The organism is Ruthenibacterium sp. (assembly GCF_017421385.1).
Lineage (GTDB): Bacteria > Bacillota > Clostridia > Oscillospirales > Ruminococcaceae > Ruthenibacterium > Ruthenibacterium lactatiformans.
Genome location: NZ_JAFOIN010000036.1, coordinates 1 through 17,491, shown reverse-complemented (window position 1 = coordinate 17,491; position 17,491 = coordinate 1). Strand labels below are relative to the sequence as shown.

Here is a 17,491-nt window from a genome sequence, read left to right as displayed (position 1 = left end):
TTCGAATGTCCTCCCTTTGCTTGCTTGTGCAGTTCGCAGACCGCACTTCCAGTATAGCAAAGGGAGTTTTTCTTTTCCCATTATCGACATTAGTCTTCTTTTGAACCACTCGCCTAGCGAGTGGTTTTCGACATACAAAAAAACTGCCGGAAAATCCGGCAGTTTTTTTGTTCAATGCCTACCGGTTCAGACAAGAGCCGTACCCGGATAATAGTGCAGCAGGATCTGTGCATAAGTATATCCTGCCTGCGACATCCCGTAGGCACCGTACTGGCTCATCCCTACCCCGTGGCCGTTTCCGTTGACACCGGTAAAAACCCAGCACTGGTTTTCCGCATCAAACGAGAACTGTTTGAAATTGGTTGACAACAAACCCCATGTATTGGAATAGAACTGTTCCGCGTTGTACTGTTTGCCGCACATCACAACAGATGTCACCCATCCGTTTGCGTCAAGTGTGATCTTCTCAATCCATGTGCTCGGATCTTCATACGCCGCAGTGCTTCCGCCGAGGTTTTCAATCCCCTTTTTCAGGTTTTCCACAGTGACATAACAGGTCTTATTGACATATCGGTTCTGCACCAACGCGTCCCAGGAATTGTCCACATTGGTCAGATATGGCAGGCTGCCCCACCCATAGTTTGCTGCGCTGTTGGTAACCGTAGCGCTGCTGGAGGTATACATGGCTAGGGCGATGCTTCCGTTGTAGGTCAAAACCTGGCCGCTGACCTGTGCCACAGCGTTTCTTGCCGCCGAGCTCGCCGTTTTCAATTTAACGGACGGTACTTTGTTTTTGGCAATCAAGTATTGAAGATAAGAATTGGTCGCAACAGCCTGCGCTTTATACACTTCCGCGTTCTGGAAGCCACCTACCTCCATTTCAATAATCTGCGCGAGGATGTCGTTCAGATTTCCCGTCACAGTTGTATTGGTGACTTGATCAAATACCGTAATCTGCTGCGGTGTCGGTGTCGGGACGATCGTACTTTCATAGTTCAAAAGATTGGGATAATCCACATAGACATAGTTGGTATCCACCCGTCCGCTTACGCCTGACACCGTACCGCGGTCGCTGTACTGCCACATCGGCGCATCGGCGCGATTGCCTTTGTTGCCCTGATAATCACTGCCCCAATCGGCAATCCACAGGTCATACCCGTCGTTGATCAGCTCTCCCGCATTGAAGTATGTGTTGAGCATGCTGTAACTGGTATACAGGCCCGAAGCATAGCCCTGGTTGACCAGCCCATCCATTGCCGCGCGGACAATTTCCGTGCGCTGGGCGTTGCTGCTTGTGTTGGCCCAGCAAAGCGGATCTTCATAGTCAATATAAATCGGGAAATCAAACTTGATGTTGTCCGCTTTCAGCTGCTGCACTTCAACCGAGCTGACAAAGCGCCATGCTTCGTCCAGCGCCTCGCTGACAGAAAACGCATAGCTGTAAATATAAGCGCCCACTTTAATACCGTATGCTTTTGCGTTAATGACATTGTAATAGAAATACGGGTCGATTGCGTAATCATTCAGCTGTGTGTTCCAGTGAAGGCCGCGAATAATGGCAAATGTAACGTCGCTTTTGGCAACTTCCGCCCAGTCAATCAGGCCGTTGTGAGAAGAAACATCAATTCCTTTGGCCCAGCAGCTGACAAACGAACCGTCCGTGGTGCTGAACGTCATATGCATGCCGTTGATCAGATGCTCGCCGTACTGCACATAATGAACGCCGGACGTGGGGTTGCCGTCATCCAGAAAATAATAGCGTTTGCCGTCCACCCAACGCAGGCCGCGATATTCTTCCCCGTCTTCAAAGTACCGTCTGACGGCAGAACCGGCCTCCGCCGTCCAACCCTGCCAGGCGTTGCCGTTTACATAATCGAACAGGCGCCAGACGCCGTCCACTTCCTGCCAGCCGTACTGTACTGTCTGGTTGGCCGGGCTGAAATAATACAGCTGCAGTTCTACACGCTGCAGGCCGCTCAACGTCATGCCATCCTGATAATAATAGCAGTTTGCCTTGCCCAGCTCACCGCTCCAGCCCTGCCAGGCCTTGCCGGTTGTTTCGTCAAAACGACGCCACGCATTGTTTACATAATGCCATCCGCGCTGCATCGATTGGTTTTTTTCGTCGAAGTAATAGGTATCCCCTTCGATTTTTTGCATACCTGTTACCGCCTGGCCTTTATCATAATAATATGTAACAGACCCGGTGGTGTTCCAGCCGCTGTATGCGCTGCCGCTGACCTCATTGAAACGGCGCCATGCATTTTCTACATAATGCCACCCGTACTGCAGATTCTGATTGATCTCGTCAAAGTAAAACCAATCGTCGTATACTTTTTGAAAGCCGGTAAACGGAATTCCGTCCCCGTAAAAATATTTTGCCTCATAAGGTCCAATCCAGCCCTGCACAGCCGCGCCGCTGGATTCATCGAAATGACGCCATGTATCATACAGATACATCCAGCCGTATTGCACTGTCTGGTTGCCCGGATCGAAATAATATACGTCGTTGTCAATACGCTGCAAGCCGGTCAACGCCACGCCGTTCTTGTAATAGTATTTTACAGACCCGGAACCATCCCAGCCCTGACGCAATTCACCCGTGGAGGCATTCACGCAGACCCATCCTCCGTCACGGATTTCCCAGACCCATACCGGTTCGGCCATGGGCTGCGCCGCCCCCATCAGCAGGCTGTTCTCCGGAACAACAGTGTCCGCACTGTCTTGCGTTGCATCCAAATCCTCTGTCTCGTCCTCATCGGCCACGTCATCCGCAGCCATTCCGTCCGGTTGGTCGCCTGTTTCCGAAGTATCTGTCTGTTCCGGAAGAGGAGCGTTCTCATCTTCTGCATTTTCCGCGGGCGGGACGGCGCTGCCATCGTCCGGCGCCGGATTGGAAGCGCCTTCCTCCTCCGCGGGCGGGACGGCGCTGTCATCGCCCGGCACCGGATTGGAAGTGTCTTCCTCCTCCGCGGGCGGGACGGTGTTGCCATCGCCCGGCACCGGATTGGAAGTGTCTTCCTCCTCCGCGGGCGGGACGGTGTTGCCATCGTCCTGCACCGGATTGGAAGCGCCTTCCTCCTCCGCGGGTGGGACGGTACTGCCATCGTCCGGCACCGGATTGGAAGTGCCTTCCTCCTCCGCGGGCGGGACGGTGCTATCTTCATCCTGTATGGCGATATCGTCTGATGGGATTACATCCTGCTCACTTGTCTGCGATGCGGCAGACAGAACTGCATTCGACACATCAGAACTGCCCGCCGGCAACTCCGCCGCAAATCCATGCAGTGAAAAAAGACATGCCGCACACAAACAGATACAGATCGACAAAAGCTTTTTCATGATGACCTCTCTTATCAATATTACTGCAAAGACTTCGCCAAAAGACGGATTCCTTCTTCCAACGAGGTCGGGTTAAACCCGGATACAATCTGCCGGTACCGGCTGATATCCAACACATTATACGGCACATCCACATTGCGCGCAGGCAGATATTGGACATTCGCCTTTTTCCCCAGCGCACATTCGACCGCCTGCAGCACCTCGGTCAGTGTTACACCTTTCCCGCTGCCCAGATTGAAAAGCCTTTCCCCGTTGTTGCATTGTGTAATGCGGACAATCCCGTCTACAGCATCGTCAACGTAAATATAATCGCGCGTCACGGTTCCATCCCCGTAGACGGTAACAGGCTGATCCTGCATCACCCGATAGGTGAACGCCGTCACCGCCCCCAATCCGCCGTTTGGATTCTGGAATGGGCCATACGGGTTAGACAGACGGACAATCCGGTAATCCAGCCCACTGATATGGTAAAAAATCTGCAAATATTTTTCAATGGCCAATTTCTGGACGCCGTAACTGCAAATGGGATTTGTGGCGTCTGTCTCGCGGAACGGCTCCATATTGGTTCGGCCGTACACTGTCCCGCCAGATGAAATAAACACCACTTTTGACACTTTTTTGGCAACGCAGGCATCCAGCAAATACAGCGTGGGCAAAACATTCTCCTGAATCTCGCCCATCATATCACGGTTGGACAGGCCGGGATTTGTGGTACAAACCAGATGATAAACCACGTCGCCCGGCTCAAACAGCTGCGCAAACGGGTACTGGCTGTCAAAATTTCCCTTCACAATCTCCAGGTTAGAGGGCTGCGGCGCACATAAGCGGGAAAAATTTGCGCCGTCCCGGTCAAATACGCATACTGACGCACCATCTGCCAGCAACCGGTTTGCCAAATTGCTGCCCAGGAAACCTGCACCGCCTAAGATAACATGTTTCAACCCGTCATCTCCTTTCTTTTCAACGACGCACATCAGCGGCGAAGCAGATTTTTCAACCAGTGGATAGGCGCCGCCAATTTAAAGCGAATCAGGCGGCCCAGCGCGTTGTTGTTTACAAAATGAGCGTACCGCACCTGCATGCGATACCAGCGGGATGCCTGCTGCGCAGCGATTTGCTGTTGCAGAGAGTCAATCTGCGCATGCGCGTTCCGAAGCTGTTCCAAAATATCATACACATCGTAAGCACCCGTCGGAAAATGAATCTGCGTCGGGCTGCCCCAAACAGCGCTGGAACCGTTCGACATCAGCAGATTATAGACCTCGCTGGCGTATTGCTCATACATCTGTCCGTGACCGCTCTGCAGGACAGAATACAGGAACATGCGGCAGGCGGGATTCATCCCGCGCGCCATCGAATCTTTGCGGATGCGGTACAGGCACAGCGGTTCCGGGATGCAAACGCCCGTCCGGCCGTTTTCCACCAGACCAAGCCATCCGTCATAGTCTTCCATGCCATATTCCATTTCAATCCGGTTTTGCCCAAACGCCACAAAATCGGCCTTGCGCACCACGGCAAACGCGGCGAGCATATTTGCCAGAAGCATGTACGGCAGCGTGGTATCAAACGTCGTCCAAACACCGTCTGCACCCTCAAAATACTGCAGCCAACTGTATACAAACGATACATTTTCATATCGATTGAGCACATGGATGCAACGGGTATAGTAGCTTGGGTCAACCAGATCATCCGCATCCATAAACGCCAGAAACTCCCCGCGCGCATGTGCGGCGCCGACATTGCGCACGTTTGCCAAACCGCCGTTCGGGATATCAATAATCTGAAGCGCCGGATATTTTGCGCGCAGCTGCGCCAGCTTCTGTATGCTTTCCGGATCTGTGCTGCCGTCGTTGACAAGGATGATTTCATAGTTGTCGTATTCAATTTGCAGCAGATTTTGCACCGTCTCCTCGATTGTGCGTCCCAAATTATAGTACGAAATCACAATGGAAAGCATCCCCGGGACACCGCGGTCAATCGAATCCGGCAAAGGTGTTTTCGGCTGCGGGTTCAAGAACGGGTATGCGGTATGCGGCTCTGCGTCTTCCAGTACAGAGTTATAAAAAGCCGTGCGCATTTTCGCGTTTTCTTCCATGCTGCACACTGATTGGATACGTTCTTTGGCGCGGGCCCCCATCTGGCGCAGCTCATCCTTGTTCAAAGCAAGCAACGCACGAATTTTGTTTACGCAATCGTCGGGGTCATCCCAGTCGAAAATGAAGCCGTTCACGCCGTTTTCCAGCACCTGTTCCGCCTGGCCGCCCTGTTTGGAGACCAGCATCGGCATCCCGAGCGACATGGCGATAATGCTGGTGTAGGGATAGTTTTCATAAATCGAGGGGATCACCACGGCCCGCGCCTGCACCATCATGCGGTTCAGTTCTTTTGGCGGCACAGAATCCACGAACGAAAGCAGCCCCTGCTCCACCCGATGGGCATATTTCTTTTTCACCATCTCCCGCAGCATGCACGCACGCGGAGCAAAATAGGTGTCACCGCCCAGGGCAACCAGTTTCGTGGTACAGCCCTCCTGCCACAGCCGGTCCATCTGGGCAATCAACTGAACGATGCCCTTGCGCCATTCAATCCGGCCGGCATACAGCAGGTAATCCCCGCATTGGTAGGTCAGGTTTTCCGCATAGGAAAACTGATACGGAAGCGGAATCACTTGAATCGGGCAGTCCGCATACGGGCTGAGCTTTGACTTCAGAAATTCGCTCTGCGTCACAAGCCCGTCCGCCGCCTTGATGCAGTACTGTTCCATCTGCCCGATCCAGTATTCGGGGAAACGGTATTCCGGCGTACGGTTGACCCGGCTGAGCTCAAACGTCGGCGTGTGCATATGCACGACAATTTTGGTCTGCTGCAGACGGGTATCGCCCAGATACTTATATTGCAGCACATAATACCCAATCGCGTTATACTCCTGCACCTCAATCAGGTCCGGGGCACCCTCCTGTTCAATCTGCCGGCAGACTACCTTATAATACTGATAAGCCAGCGCTGCCCAGTATCCCAGACGAGCATACTCCTCGCCCTCTTCCGCCTTGAAACGAATGTGGCGCAAATGGTCGGAAACCCGTTCTTCGCTTGTGTGGTTGTCCCGCACAAACACCGCAACATCATTTCCCTCCTGCGCCATCATGCGGGAAACAATGTCAACATACATTCCAATCCCACCGCCAAACGTCGGCGGAAACTCACTTGTCAAATACCAAATTTTCATCCAAAAAATCCCCCTGTGGTATCATCGGTTTCCTCGCGCAGAACAGACAACAGGCTTGCACGCAAATTGCGCAGGCGGCCGTTGTATTCCTGCAGTTCAGCGCAGCGGTGCTTTTCATAATCCAATTCGGACGAAAGCTGCTGAATCTGCGAAGCGTATTCCCCATTCATCGTTTGCAGCTCCGTACGGCTGCTTTCCAACCTTCTGATATACGTCTCATGCTCCTGATACGCTTCACTCAGCTGACGAATCTGGGCAAGATACGTCTCGCGCTCAATCATTTGCCGGAACCGCGCCGCCTCGCGTTGCTGCCCGTTGCGGTTCGGCACGGAAAATTCCGACGTCATCGCCGCCGCCCGGCGCACAAAATCGCTGCACGTCCTGATCAGCTTTTCGCGATACGGCAGGTACTGCGTCCCCTTGCTCTGCGGGCATTCCAGAAAAGCGTCCCACGCACCGTCCAGAAACGTCTGAATATCCGTGGTGTGAAAGAAGTCTTTCAGCGCGCGGAAACGTTCTTCATAGGAGTCCGAATACAACACCAGTACCGGCGTCTGAAGCCCGGTGGACGGCAGTGCGCAATGCAGGCGCGTCGTAATGACACAGCGCGCAGATTGATATTGTTTCAAACAGGATTCCGCCTGTTCCATCCGTTCCCGGATGGATTTGCTGCGCAGCGTATCCTGTTGATGCGTCATCACGCGAACCTGGTACCCCTTGGAGCGCACATATTCTTCCACCTGCGCAGGAACATCCACCAGGCATATGACGTCCTCCGGCTGCACATCGGGGAACTCCGGCAGCGTCAAGGTGAGGCAGCCGGAAAAATAGGCCTCAATCCCCAACTTGCGCAGATGTTCCATTGTAGACGCGTCGCGGCAGCCGATCGGGGCGTTTTGCACCAGATACTGCCGGGCAAACTCATATTTTTTCTCTGCTGTTTTCAACCATTGAACATGGTACTGTGAAAAATGCGTCGATACAAACAACGGCAGAATGTAGGGCGTCGGCGGCCAGTTTTGCGGAGAATACATAAACCAGGCGTTCATGATCATCGCCACGCGCTCCTCAGCGTCCGGGACAAAAGTGTTCAGGGATTCCCGATCCACCCAGTAATCAACCTGCGGCAAAAAACGCCGCTGTGCGTATGTCTGGATATCATCCCCGATATTTTCCGAATCCGCATAATACAAACATCCAAATTTCATAAAAAACCTCCACGAAGTCGATCCTTCCTGCAACACACCGAAACGGCACATTCAAGTATTGGCCGACTGCGCAGTACTGCATAACAGCGTTTTATATTTTTCACACATTCGCTCCAGACAGACAAAATCCCCGTCCGGAATATACCCGCGCTCACCTTCACGATACTGGCCGCGGCTTTTGGATTCCGAATGATACAATTTTACCGACGGGATGTAAACAACTTGTAATCCCGCGGCCCTTGCGCGCAGACAATATTCAATATCGCTCCAGCACACCACAAAATCCTCGTCATAACGGCCCAGCGTTTCAAATACGGTACGGGAGACTGCGTGGCAGGCACCTGTCAAAGCCAGAACGCCGCGCTGGCAAAACGGCAATACGCTGCCCTGCCCGTCCGGCTGCGCCGGCTGCAGGCGAAACGAATGCCGGAACTCCCCCTGTGAAAATTCCACGCCCGCATGCTGAACGGTGTCATCCGGATACAACAGCATCGGGCCTGCAACCGCCACATCAGGGCGAAGTGCATTCTCGGCCAGGCGGTCCAGCCAGTCCTCCGTAATGACTTCCATATCATTGTTCATGAAAACAAGCACATCGCCCTGCGCCAGGTCAGCACCATAATTGTTCAGACGGGACCAGTTGAACGGGAAATCCGCCGGGCATACCCGGACGCGATCCGACTGCGTTTCCAGATCGGACAAAATCCGCCTTGTTCGCATCAGCTCGGAACCGTTGTCCAAAAGCAGAATCTCATAATCCGGATACCGCGTTTTTTGCAGGATGCTGCATACACAGATACGAGTCAGTTCCGCTTTATCTTTCATCGGAATGATGATACTGACTTTCGGTTTTGGCTCCGCCAGCGGGAAACGCGGCGTATACCCGCAACCGCCGCGCTCTTTTTGCGCAAAAGCGCAGGCACCATATTGTCGCTTCAGGCAGGCATCCAACGCGCGCAGCTGCGCCTGTGTGCCGTCTTCCGGCGGGGCCGGGCGGCTGTACAGCACCCGGGGAACATGCGCAATCGCGCTGGTGCGTGCGCACAGGCGAAGCGCAAAGTCGTAATCCGTCCCGCATCCAAACGCCGGGTCAAACGGCGCATCGGAATCCAAAACCGACCGCCGCACCGACAGAAAGCGCCCGATAAAGTTCTGCGCATACAGAAAATCGCGTGAAAAATTCGGCTTTGTAAACGGCTCACGCCGGCCGTCCTCATAGAGAAAAGCCTCATCCGTGTATACCGCGTCCGTCGAACCGTCGCGCAAGCGGGCAGCCGCCTCATACAACGCTGTCGGATACAGCAATGCGTCGGCGTCTATTTGCGAAAGGACATCGCCCCCGGCAAGCTGCAGCGCGGCGTTGAGGCATTCGGCCGCAGTCTGCGCATCCGCCACTCGGCAACAGGAAATGCGGCTGTCCCGCGCAAGCAGTGCCTGATGCGCACGGGCCAGGCTGTCACCGCTTGCATCGGCAATGCACAACTGCCAGCGGGGATACGTCTGATTGATAACGGAATCCACCATCTGCCGGAAAGCAGGCTCCGGCGTATCCCGCACTGCAACCAGAATACTGAACAACGGCCCGTCTGTCGTCGGCGCAGCCAACTGCGCACGCAGTTCGGCCGCATCGGCGAATTGCAGCGGAGGCACACTTGCGCCGGGGAACGTCCGCCGCACCCAGCGGCGGTCCCGCGCGTCATGGATCCGGCGGCGCATTTTGCCCACCCGGGACACCGCTTTCCGCAGCGGAGCGGTCATCCTCCAGTATCGGCTGCCCGTCAGCGCGTCCTGCGCCTGTTCCAGCTGCTGCACATGCAGCGCCTGCGCGGCTAACTGCTCGTTCTTTTGCTGCAGCAACACAGCGCAGCGCTCCAACTCGTCCTGCGCCTGCCGGTATTTTTCATAAAGCAGCTCACTGTCTTTTTCCCACAAGTCTTTTTCAGACATTCATTGCCTCCGTGCGGCGCAGCACAAAATGGCGCAGCGCCCAGTTGATCTCATAGCTTTGAATTCCCATCGCGGTGCCGCACTGAATGTCATGCGGCTTGTCGCCAAACAGATAACTTTGAGCGGGATCGATGTCAAAATCCCGAATCGCCTGCTCCAGCATCCCCGTTTCCGGCTTGCGGCAATGGCACGGGCCGGTAAAGTCCGGATGATGCGGGCAAAAATAAAACGCGTCGATGTGCGCCGCATACTCCTCACGCAGCCGGTGATTCATCACATCATGCAAATGGTGCATTTGTGCCTCGGTGTAATATCCCTTTGCGATGCCTGCCTGATTGGTCACCACAATCACCAGATATCCGGCCTCGTTGAAACGGCGGATCAGCTGCGGCGTTCCGTCAATAAACACCAGCTTTTCCGGTTCAAACAGATGTCCGGTATTTATATTGATGGTACCGTCCCTGTCAAAAAAAGCCGCCCTGTTCATCTGCTTTGAAACGCCTCCTGTGCCGCTGCGTAATCCTCCGGAATCCCGATATCAATAAAATATCCGTCACACAAAAATGCGTAGAATGCGCCGTCACAAACGCGTTTCTCCAAATAGTCCTGCTCCAGGCTGAAGGGGGCATCATCCGCAAAGCCGTCCAGCGCTCCGTGCGAAATGCAGTACACCCCGCCGTTGATCACACCGCTGGCGCACGCCCGCTTTTCGCGGAATGTCATAATCCGCCCGTCCGCCGCAAGTTCCAGCGTGCCGTAGCGCGAAAAATCGCGCATCGGTTTGGCCGCAATGGTCAGCTGCGCACCCGTCTGCGCATGAAACTGCGCCAGCGCATCGAGATCCACATCAAAAAAGGTGTCGCCGTTCACCACCAATACATCCTGCTGCTCACAGGCGCGCAGCGCCTTTTTTACCGCCCCGCCTGTAAACAGCGGTGTCTCCTCTCTGGAATAGGCCAGCGAAAGGCCGTTATAGGCCCGGCCGAAAAAGCCTTCGATCACATCCGCACGATATCCCACCGCCAGAACGGCACGGCCGACGCCCTTGTTGATTAAATCATCCAGAATATACTGTAAAAACGGGCGCCCGCACACCGGAGCCATGGGCTTTGGTACATCGGACACCACATGCCGCAGCCGCGTGCCGAACCCGCCCGCCAGAATGATTGCTTCCTTCTTCATTGCCTATTCTCCAAAGAATTCCTGTTCCAGCGCCAGACAGATTGTGTGATAGACAGGCAGATGATATTCCTGCACCAAATACGCCTGATCCGCCGGCACGCGGATGCAGCTGTCACACAGTGCAGCCAGCCGGCCGCCGGTCCGGCCCGTCAGGCCGACCACCCGCAGATCCATCGCACGGGCCACGCCCGCCGCGTACAGAACATTCTGTGAATTGCCTGAGGTAGAAATCGCCAGCAGCACATCGCCTGCACGCCCCTGCCCCAGTACCTGCTGGGCAAAGACAAGATCCGCCGACTGATCGTTGGCAAACGCCGTCAAAAGAGCGGTCTCACTTACCAGGCTGACCGCCGGCAGAGCCTTCTGCAGCCCGGCAATGCAATGCTCTGCAAAATCCGGACAGGCCGCACGCAGCCGCGCCTGCTGCACATCGGACAGCGTGCGCGGCAGACAAAACCCCTTCATCAGCTCGCCTACGATATGCAGGCTGTCCGCCGCGCTGCCGCCGTTGCCGCACACCAGAATCCGGCCGCCGGCACGCAGGCTGCGCGCAATGCATTCCGTTGCAGCGCACACGTCGGGCATGCATCCTGCCAGCGCCGGCTGCCGCTGCCGCAGGCCGTCCAAAACAAGTTCTGTTGTCTGTTTCATGTAGACCTCTCAATCATACAACGTCCAGGCCTGCGACCCTTTTTCTGTAAAGCTGGCCAGCATTACAGAGCCGCCCGTCTGTTTCAACGCCTGCACCAAATCATACCGTTTCACGGGATCACAGACAATCATCATAAACCCGCCGCCGCCGGCGCCGCTGATTTTTGCCGCCTTTCCGCCGTGCTTCATCACAAAATCATACATCTGTTCAATGGCGGGATTGGAAATTGCGGCAGACGTTTTTTTCTTGGCCTGCCAGCCCATGCGCAGACAATCGGCAAAGCCGTCAAAATCGCCTTTCAGCACATACTCTTTCATGCGTTCCGCCTGCTGTTTCATCTCATGCATCCCCGCCAGGCTTTCGCCGCCGGACGTGCTTTTTTTCTGCTCTTCAATAATCCGCGCCGAATCCCTGCTCTGCCCGGTATAATACAGCACAAGGCTGTTTTCCAGCTCGTTGCGGATCCAGTTTTTAATGCGCAGCGGATTTACCACCACGCGGTCCTGTGCATAGAATTCAATATAATTAAATCCGCCGAATGTCGCTGCATACTGATCCTGTCTGCCGCCGGAAAGCCCCAGTTCCACCCGTTCGACCTCATAGGCCAGGCGGGCCATATCATATTCGCCCAACGGCAGGTTCAGCCATTCCATATAGCATTTCAGCATGGCTACCATCATGGTGGAGGATGAGCCCAGTCCGCTGCCGGCCGGTGCATCCGAATAGGTCGTCATCGTCAGCGCCAGAGGACTGCCGTCGCAAAACTGACGGACAATCCGATTGTACAGCCCTTTGTGAAGCGGCAGCAAGGCGTCAATTTCCAGCCTGCCGGCCTGCGCTTCAAAATGTTCGCCACGGTCAGCCGCATGAAACACAACCCGGCCGTCCGTGCGGGGAACAATTGTACAGTAGGCGTACATGTCAATCGTCACATTCAGCACCACGCCGCCATATTGATCACAATACGGTGATACATCCGTGCCTCCGCCGGCCAATCCAAGCCGCAGCGGCGCTTTGGACCGATAGATCATGCAAAATCCTCCTCAATCGCTTTCCACGCGTTTTCCGGGCCGAACTGCTTGCGCACATACGCGCACCCGCCGCCGCTCATGGCTGCCAGTGCCGCCTCGTTGTCATACAGCGCCAGAATACGCTGTGCAAACGCAGCCGGGTCGTCTTCAATCGCAAGCACGTTTTGCGCACCCTCAATGCCCTCCGCACCCACATGCGTGGTAATCACCGGGCTGGCGCTCTTCATCGCCTCTACTACCTTGCCCTTAATCCCTGCGCCGTATCGCAGCGGAACCACGCTCATACGGGTCTCCCGGTAAAAGCGTGCCAGCTCCTCGTCGGAAACAAAACCGTGAATGCGAAAGTCCGGCGCATCCAGCCGCATAATCTCCTCTGTCGGACGGCTGCCCAAAACGTGCATGATAAGATCCGGCCGACTTTTTTTCACAATCGGCCATATCTCACGGAAAAACCACAGCACCGCATCCGCGTTGGGCGCATGCCCAAACCCGCCGACAAACATCAGTCCGGAGCGTTCCGCCAGATGATACGCCGGCGTCGGCACATCCGTATAGATATAGGCCGGAATTGCCTTGACGCGGATGGCCGGGTCAATGGCATGGATATACTCCTCTTCCGTTCGGCTGGGATAATAGCTGATATCCGCCTTGTCCATCAGCAGCAGCTCCAGAGCTTTCCACTCCTGCGCCGACGAAAGCAGCGCGGCATCACCCGTCACCTCATACTGGCGCGTCTCACGCAAAAAGTGAAGGTCATGGCCGTAATAAATCACTTTTGCACGCGTATGCTGGCGCAAAAAGCCGATATATTTCACGCTGATGTGCGGGCGGTTGAGAAAGACATAGTCAAACTGCTGCGCATTCTCGCGCACCCAATCCTTCCAGGTGTATCTGAAGTCGCTGCTGTGAAACACCTCTACCCCCAGCTGCTGCAGCGCATGAGTGTATTGATCTGTCTTTTCGAAATAATCCGGCAGGAATTTAACCCTGTACCCTTTTGCCAGAAACAACCGGATATACTCATATACCGTGCGGCTGCCCGCGTCCTGGTCAAACGTCGGCACATAGTGATCAATCATCAGAAGACACGGTGCCGAGCCACGCTCGCGCGCGCGAAACACCTGTTGTGCCTGCGGGTAATTCTCCCGCTCCAGAACGGAACGCCATTTCTGATACAGTTTTTTCTGGTTCTCAATTTGATACTGCTTTTGCCCCGCGGAAAGATCCGTCCCGTTTGAGACGCCCTCGTAATGAACCACAACACTGTCCGGCTGATACAGCACCTTGTACCCGTGCGCCCGCACCGCAAACGCCAGGTCGGAGTCTTCGCAGTATGCCGGGGCAAACCGCTCGTCAAACCCGCCGATTTCCCGCCATAACGCCGTGCGAATCATAATGGAACAGCCTGAAATATAATCCACCTCTTTCACATAGTTGAACTCCGGTTTGTCCGCGCTTTGCCCGCGCCCATAGTTCCACGCCGTCCCGTCCCGCCACACAATCCCGCCAGCCTCCTGCAAGTTTGCGTCTGGAAACAGGATTTTGGAGCCTGCCATCCCGCAGTCCGGGCGCGCATCCATCAGCCGCAGCAGACTTTGCAGCCAGCCGTCCTGCACCTGCGTATCGTTGTTGAGAAACACAATAAATTCCCCGCGCGCACTTTTTGCAGCGTTGTTGCAGTTGCGCAGAAAACGCAGGTTCTGTTCATTGCGCACGACGCGGATTCCGGATACTTTCTTTTGAATGTTCCGAGTGGCGTCCGTTGAAGCATCATCCGCCAGAACGATCTCATAAGCAAGATCGCCGCATGTGTCCAAAATGCTTTGCAAGCATTGGTATGTGTATACGAACTGATTACATACCGGGATAATGATGCTGACGCGCACAGATGCTGGCTGCGCAAAGGAAAGAAGTTTGAGCCGCCGGAACCATCCAATTCGCTCAATACGGCGTGTAGCAGATCGTACGCGTGCAATGCAAGCCGCGCCGCCGCACATCAGTTTGCCCGCCAGCGTTCTTCTCACGCTGCCGGGCGGCAAAAGACGGTTGAGCGCACGACCAGCTTTCTGCACCAACCTCCAGGAGCGACTGGCTTGTATCCGTACCAACACATTCACGCGCTCGCGCCAGATTGTCTCCCAGCTCTCCAACTCATTGATGCGGTTTCTCTGGACAAAAATCTGAGCGTGCTGCTCGTACAGCTTCTGCGTCTGTTCTTTATTTTGTGCCCGAAGCACCTTATTTTCTTCCTTCAGTGCCTGCAGCTCATTCATCTGCTGTTCCATCCCAAAATCTCCTCTTGTTGGGTCATTTGGACGTATCTCCTATTACTACCCTATAAAATTTCACTAACATTTTTATTATACTATACCCAATGGAGTTTGTCCAACACCTTATGAGAATTCAGCCACGGGCAAGCGAGGTTATTTCCGGTCACTCAGATCATTTTCAGCACGGTACGTTTACGAACCATCCTCCACTACTCAGGCGGACTCGCTATCTGCAAGCCGTTAGAATCTTTCGATCTGGCTGTCATCTAACAGCTTGGGCGTGAGAGAAAAAACGCGAATGTGCGCAACGTCACCCAGCATGAGGTAATCCCACACCACTCTGCGCCAGACGGAGATAGAACGCGCGGTTCTGTTCCTCAATGCTGCCGTCCCACTCCTCATAGCCTGTGGCGAGCGGCGGAAACATGAACGGTTCTTCAACGTGGTGCCCTTCCGGCGCATCGCTGTGCGGGCAGACAGTGAGATATCCATGCTCATCAAAAGCCTGGCACGCCGCATGGTCACGCTGCCGCAGGAGCACGACAGCTTTGCCAGTGCACTGTTTGAGGAGAGCTTGCTGAAGATGTTCGTCATCCTCGTGCTGCGCGCCTGTATCCACGCGGAGCAGCACCGCGCGCAGGGCAGCCGTAAACATCTGATGATGGACGAGCTGTTCGTGTACATCCGTACCCATATCACGGAAGAAATCACTCTGGAGCAGCTGGAGCAGGTATTCTATATCAGCCGGTTCCATATTGCACGGGAATTCAAACGCCAGACAGGACAAACCCTGCATAGCTATATCGTCAAAACTAAACTGGACCTGTGCTGTCATTATATCGAACAGGGGCGTCCCATTACCGAGGTGTACCGGCTGGGAGGATTTGGCGGATACAATCATTTTTTCCGCGCATTCAAGCAGGAATACGGCATGACACCCAAGCAATATTTTCGTTCGGTACAAAAGGATGCGCATGCGTAGAAACACAGCCTCATGCGCTCCCCTTTGTGATTCTCCATCTTTCCGCAGAGATACAAAACTTGGTTACGCGTTCCTCTCCTTTTCATCCCTCCTTAAAAAAGCACTTGACTTGGAGTCAACTTTAAGCTGTATAATACTGACACGCTTCGAAAAACAGAATCACAGTTTTCATCCCCCGTTAAGGCTGTGGTTCACATTTCGGAAGCGTGCAAAAGAGGCAGCACTGCACCCGAGTATATAAACAGGAGGAAAACTTTATGGATATGAACAAAACATTGGTTGCCTATTTTTCCTGCACCGGAACCACCCGCCGAGCCGCGCAGGCGCTGGCGGCCGCCGTGGACGCCGATGTTTACGAGATTCGTCCGCAGATCCCTTATACGCCCGCCGATCTGGACTGGAGAAATAAGAAAAGCCGCAGCTCCGTCGAAATGAATGACCCGGGTTTTCGTCCCGCACTGGCAGATAAAAATGCCGCCATAGACGCATATAATACGATTTTCGTCGGTTTTCCGATTTGGTGGTATGTGGCACCGACCATCATCAATACGTTTCTGGAAACCTATGATTTCTCAGGGAAAAGGGTCATTCTGTTTGCAACTTCCGGCGGCAGCGGATTTGGGAAAACAGCCGCCGCTTTGAAAAAAAGCCTTTCTCCTGATGCAGCCCTTGTGGAAGGAAAACTTCTGAACACCGGCCTTTCTCCGGCCGATTTACGCGCTTGGTGCCAAAGCTTAGCGCTGTGATATCCTATTCTCCCAAAAACAGCAGGCACCGAAAAATGCGATGCATTCCGGTGCCTGCTGTTTTTATTCGTTTCTGAAAATTGTAATTTCAAGCCGCTCCGAAGGCTTGCTTTAAAGCATTCATTCCCCGAAAAATTCTTCTTCCACACACATACAAAGCGCATGGTACACCGGCAAGTGGTACTCCTGGATCTTGAACGTTTCCACGCCTGGCACTTTGATGCAGACGTCACACAATGACGCCATCTTTCCTCCGGCATGCCCCGTCAAACCGATTGTTTTCACATGCAAGGCGCGGGCAATGCCGATCGCGTACAATACGTTGGCCGAATTGCCGGAAGTGGAAATTGCCAAAAGCACATCTCCCGGTTTTGCTTGGCCGAGCACCTGCTGTGCAAACGCCAAATCCGGCGCCTGGTCATTCGCATAAGCCGTCGTCAGGCCTGCTTCGCTGACAAGGCTGATAGCCGGCAGTGCTCCCTGCAGGTTTTCGATGCAATACTCTGCCATTTCCGGACAGGCTTCCCGCAAACGCTTCTGCATATTTTCATCCAGCTTTCTGGGAAGCACGAACCCTTTCATCAATTCGCCCACAATATGCAAACTGTCTGAAGCGCTGCCTCCGTTGCCGCAAACCAAAAGCTTTCCCCCGTTTTGATAACAGGCGATCATCTGCTGCGCAGCCGCTTCCACCTCTGCCGCACAGCACATCAAAGCAGGATATCTCTTGGACAAATCATTCAAATGCTCTTTTGCAGAAGATTTCATGGCTATGACCATTCCTTTCCGCTGCGCTCCAAGGCACCAAAATGGATGAAACACAAGTGCCTCTAACACAGCAATTCAAAATTTGTTAGAATGGGCTTGAGGAAGCAGGCACACTACAGAGCACGTGGAGGTGAGTA

Annotated in this window: 13 protein-coding genes; 2 read left to right on the top strand and 11 right to left on the bottom strand. The window is 54.2% G+C overall.

From position 1 onward, the window contains the following. Nucleotides 1-186: 186 nt before the first annotated feature. From IIY41_RS04320 to IIY41_RS04275, 10 genes are all read right to left on the bottom strand, one after another. Complete coding sequence (locus tag IIY41_RS04320) at nucleotides 187-3,246, bottom strand: SpoIID/LytB domain-containing protein (RefSeq protein WP_287399912.1); 3,060 nt, start codon at nucleotides 3,244-3,246, stop codon at nucleotides 187-189. Between the two features lie 116 nt (nucleotides 3,247-3,362). Beyond that, nucleotides 3,363-4,283 carry an NAD-dependent epimerase/dehydratase family protein gene (locus tag IIY41_RS04315; protein ID WP_287399910.1) on the bottom strand — a complete coding sequence of 307 codons (921 nt, stop codon included), beginning with the start codon at nucleotides 4,281-4,283 and terminating at the stop codon, nucleotides 3,363-3,365. A 32-nt stretch (nucleotides 4,284-4,315) separates the two neighbouring features. After that, nucleotides 4,316-6,511 carry a glycosyltransferase gene (locus tag IIY41_RS04310; protein ID WP_287399909.1) on the bottom strand — a complete coding sequence of 732 codons (2,196 nt, stop codon included), beginning with the start codon at nucleotides 6,509-6,511 and terminating at the stop codon, nucleotides 4,316-4,318. Between the two features lie 53 nt (nucleotides 6,512-6,564). Next, nucleotides 6,565-7,776 carry a polysaccharide pyruvyl transferase family protein gene (locus IIY41_RS04305; protein ID WP_287399908.1) on the bottom strand — a complete coding sequence of 404 codons (1,212 nt, stop codon included), beginning with the start codon at nucleotides 7,774-7,776 and terminating at the stop codon, nucleotides 6,565-6,567. 51 nt (nucleotides 7,777-7,827) lie between these two features. After that, nucleotides 7,828-9,723 (bottom strand): glycosyltransferase, encoded by a 1,896-nt coding sequence (locus tag IIY41_RS04300; RefSeq protein ID WP_287399906.1) that lies wholly within the window; start codon nucleotides 9,721-9,723, stop codon nucleotides 7,828-7,830. Next, nucleotides 9,716-10,210 (bottom strand): D-glycero-alpha-D-manno-heptose-1,7-bisphosphate 7-phosphatase, encoded by a 495-nt coding sequence (locus IIY41_RS04295; protein ID WP_287399905.1) that lies wholly within the window; start codon nucleotides 10,208-10,210, stop codon nucleotides 9,716-9,718. Before IIY41_RS04295 ends, IIY41_RS04300 begins: the two co-directional genes overlap by 8 nt. Continuing rightward, nucleotides 10,207-10,905 (bottom strand): nucleotidyltransferase family protein, encoded by a 699-nt coding sequence (locus IIY41_RS04290; RefSeq protein WP_287399903.1) that lies wholly within the window; start codon nucleotides 10,903-10,905, stop codon nucleotides 10,207-10,209. The genes IIY41_RS04295 and IIY41_RS04290 overlap by 4 nt, the downstream gene beginning before the upstream one ends. Nucleotides 10,906-10,908: 3 nt before the next feature. After that, the gene (locus IIY41_RS04285) at nucleotides 10,909-11,556 is read right to left on the bottom strand and encodes a D-sedoheptulose-7-phosphate isomerase (RefSeq protein ID WP_287399901.1); all 648 of its coding nucleotides are present in this window, start codon (nucleotides 11,554-11,556) and stop codon (nucleotides 10,909-10,911) included. A 9-nt stretch (nucleotides 11,557-11,565) separates the two neighbouring features. Beyond that, a complete protein-coding gene (locus IIY41_RS04280) occupies nucleotides 11,566-12,588 on the bottom strand; it encodes a GHMP family kinase ATP-binding protein (protein WP_287399899.1) in 1,023 nt (340 codons plus the stop codon). Beyond that, nucleotides 12,585-14,873 (bottom strand): glycosyltransferase, encoded by a 2,289-nt coding sequence (locus IIY41_RS04275; protein ID WP_287399897.1) that lies wholly within the window; start codon nucleotides 14,871-14,873, stop codon nucleotides 12,585-12,587. The genes IIY41_RS04280 and IIY41_RS04275 overlap by 4 nt, the downstream gene beginning before the upstream one ends. 427 nt (nucleotides 14,874-15,300) lie before the next feature. Here IIY41_RS04275 and IIY41_RS04270 point away from each other — a divergent pair, with 427 nt between their 5' ends. Further along, nucleotides 15,301-15,840, top strand: coding sequence for a helix-turn-helix domain-containing protein (locus IIY41_RS04270; RefSeq protein WP_287399895.1), 540 nt, complete (start codon nucleotides 15,301-15,303; stop codon nucleotides 15,838-15,840). 257 nt (nucleotides 15,841-16,097) lie between these two features. Further along, on the top strand, nucleotides 16,098-16,586 hold the full coding sequence (locus tag IIY41_RS04265) for a flavodoxin (RefSeq protein ID WP_370863914.1): 489 nt from the start codon (nucleotides 16,098-16,100) through the stop codon (nucleotides 16,584-16,586). A 120-nt stretch (nucleotides 16,587-16,706) separates the two neighbouring features. On the opposite strand, the gene IIY41_RS04260 is transcribed toward IIY41_RS04265, so the two are convergent. Further along, nucleotides 16,707-17,354 carry a D-sedoheptulose-7-phosphate isomerase gene (locus IIY41_RS04260; RefSeq protein ID WP_287399893.1) on the bottom strand — a complete coding sequence of 216 codons (648 nt, stop codon included), beginning with the start codon at nucleotides 17,352-17,354 and terminating at the stop codon, nucleotides 16,707-16,709. Between the last annotated feature and the right edge of the window lie 137 nt (nucleotides 17,355-17,491).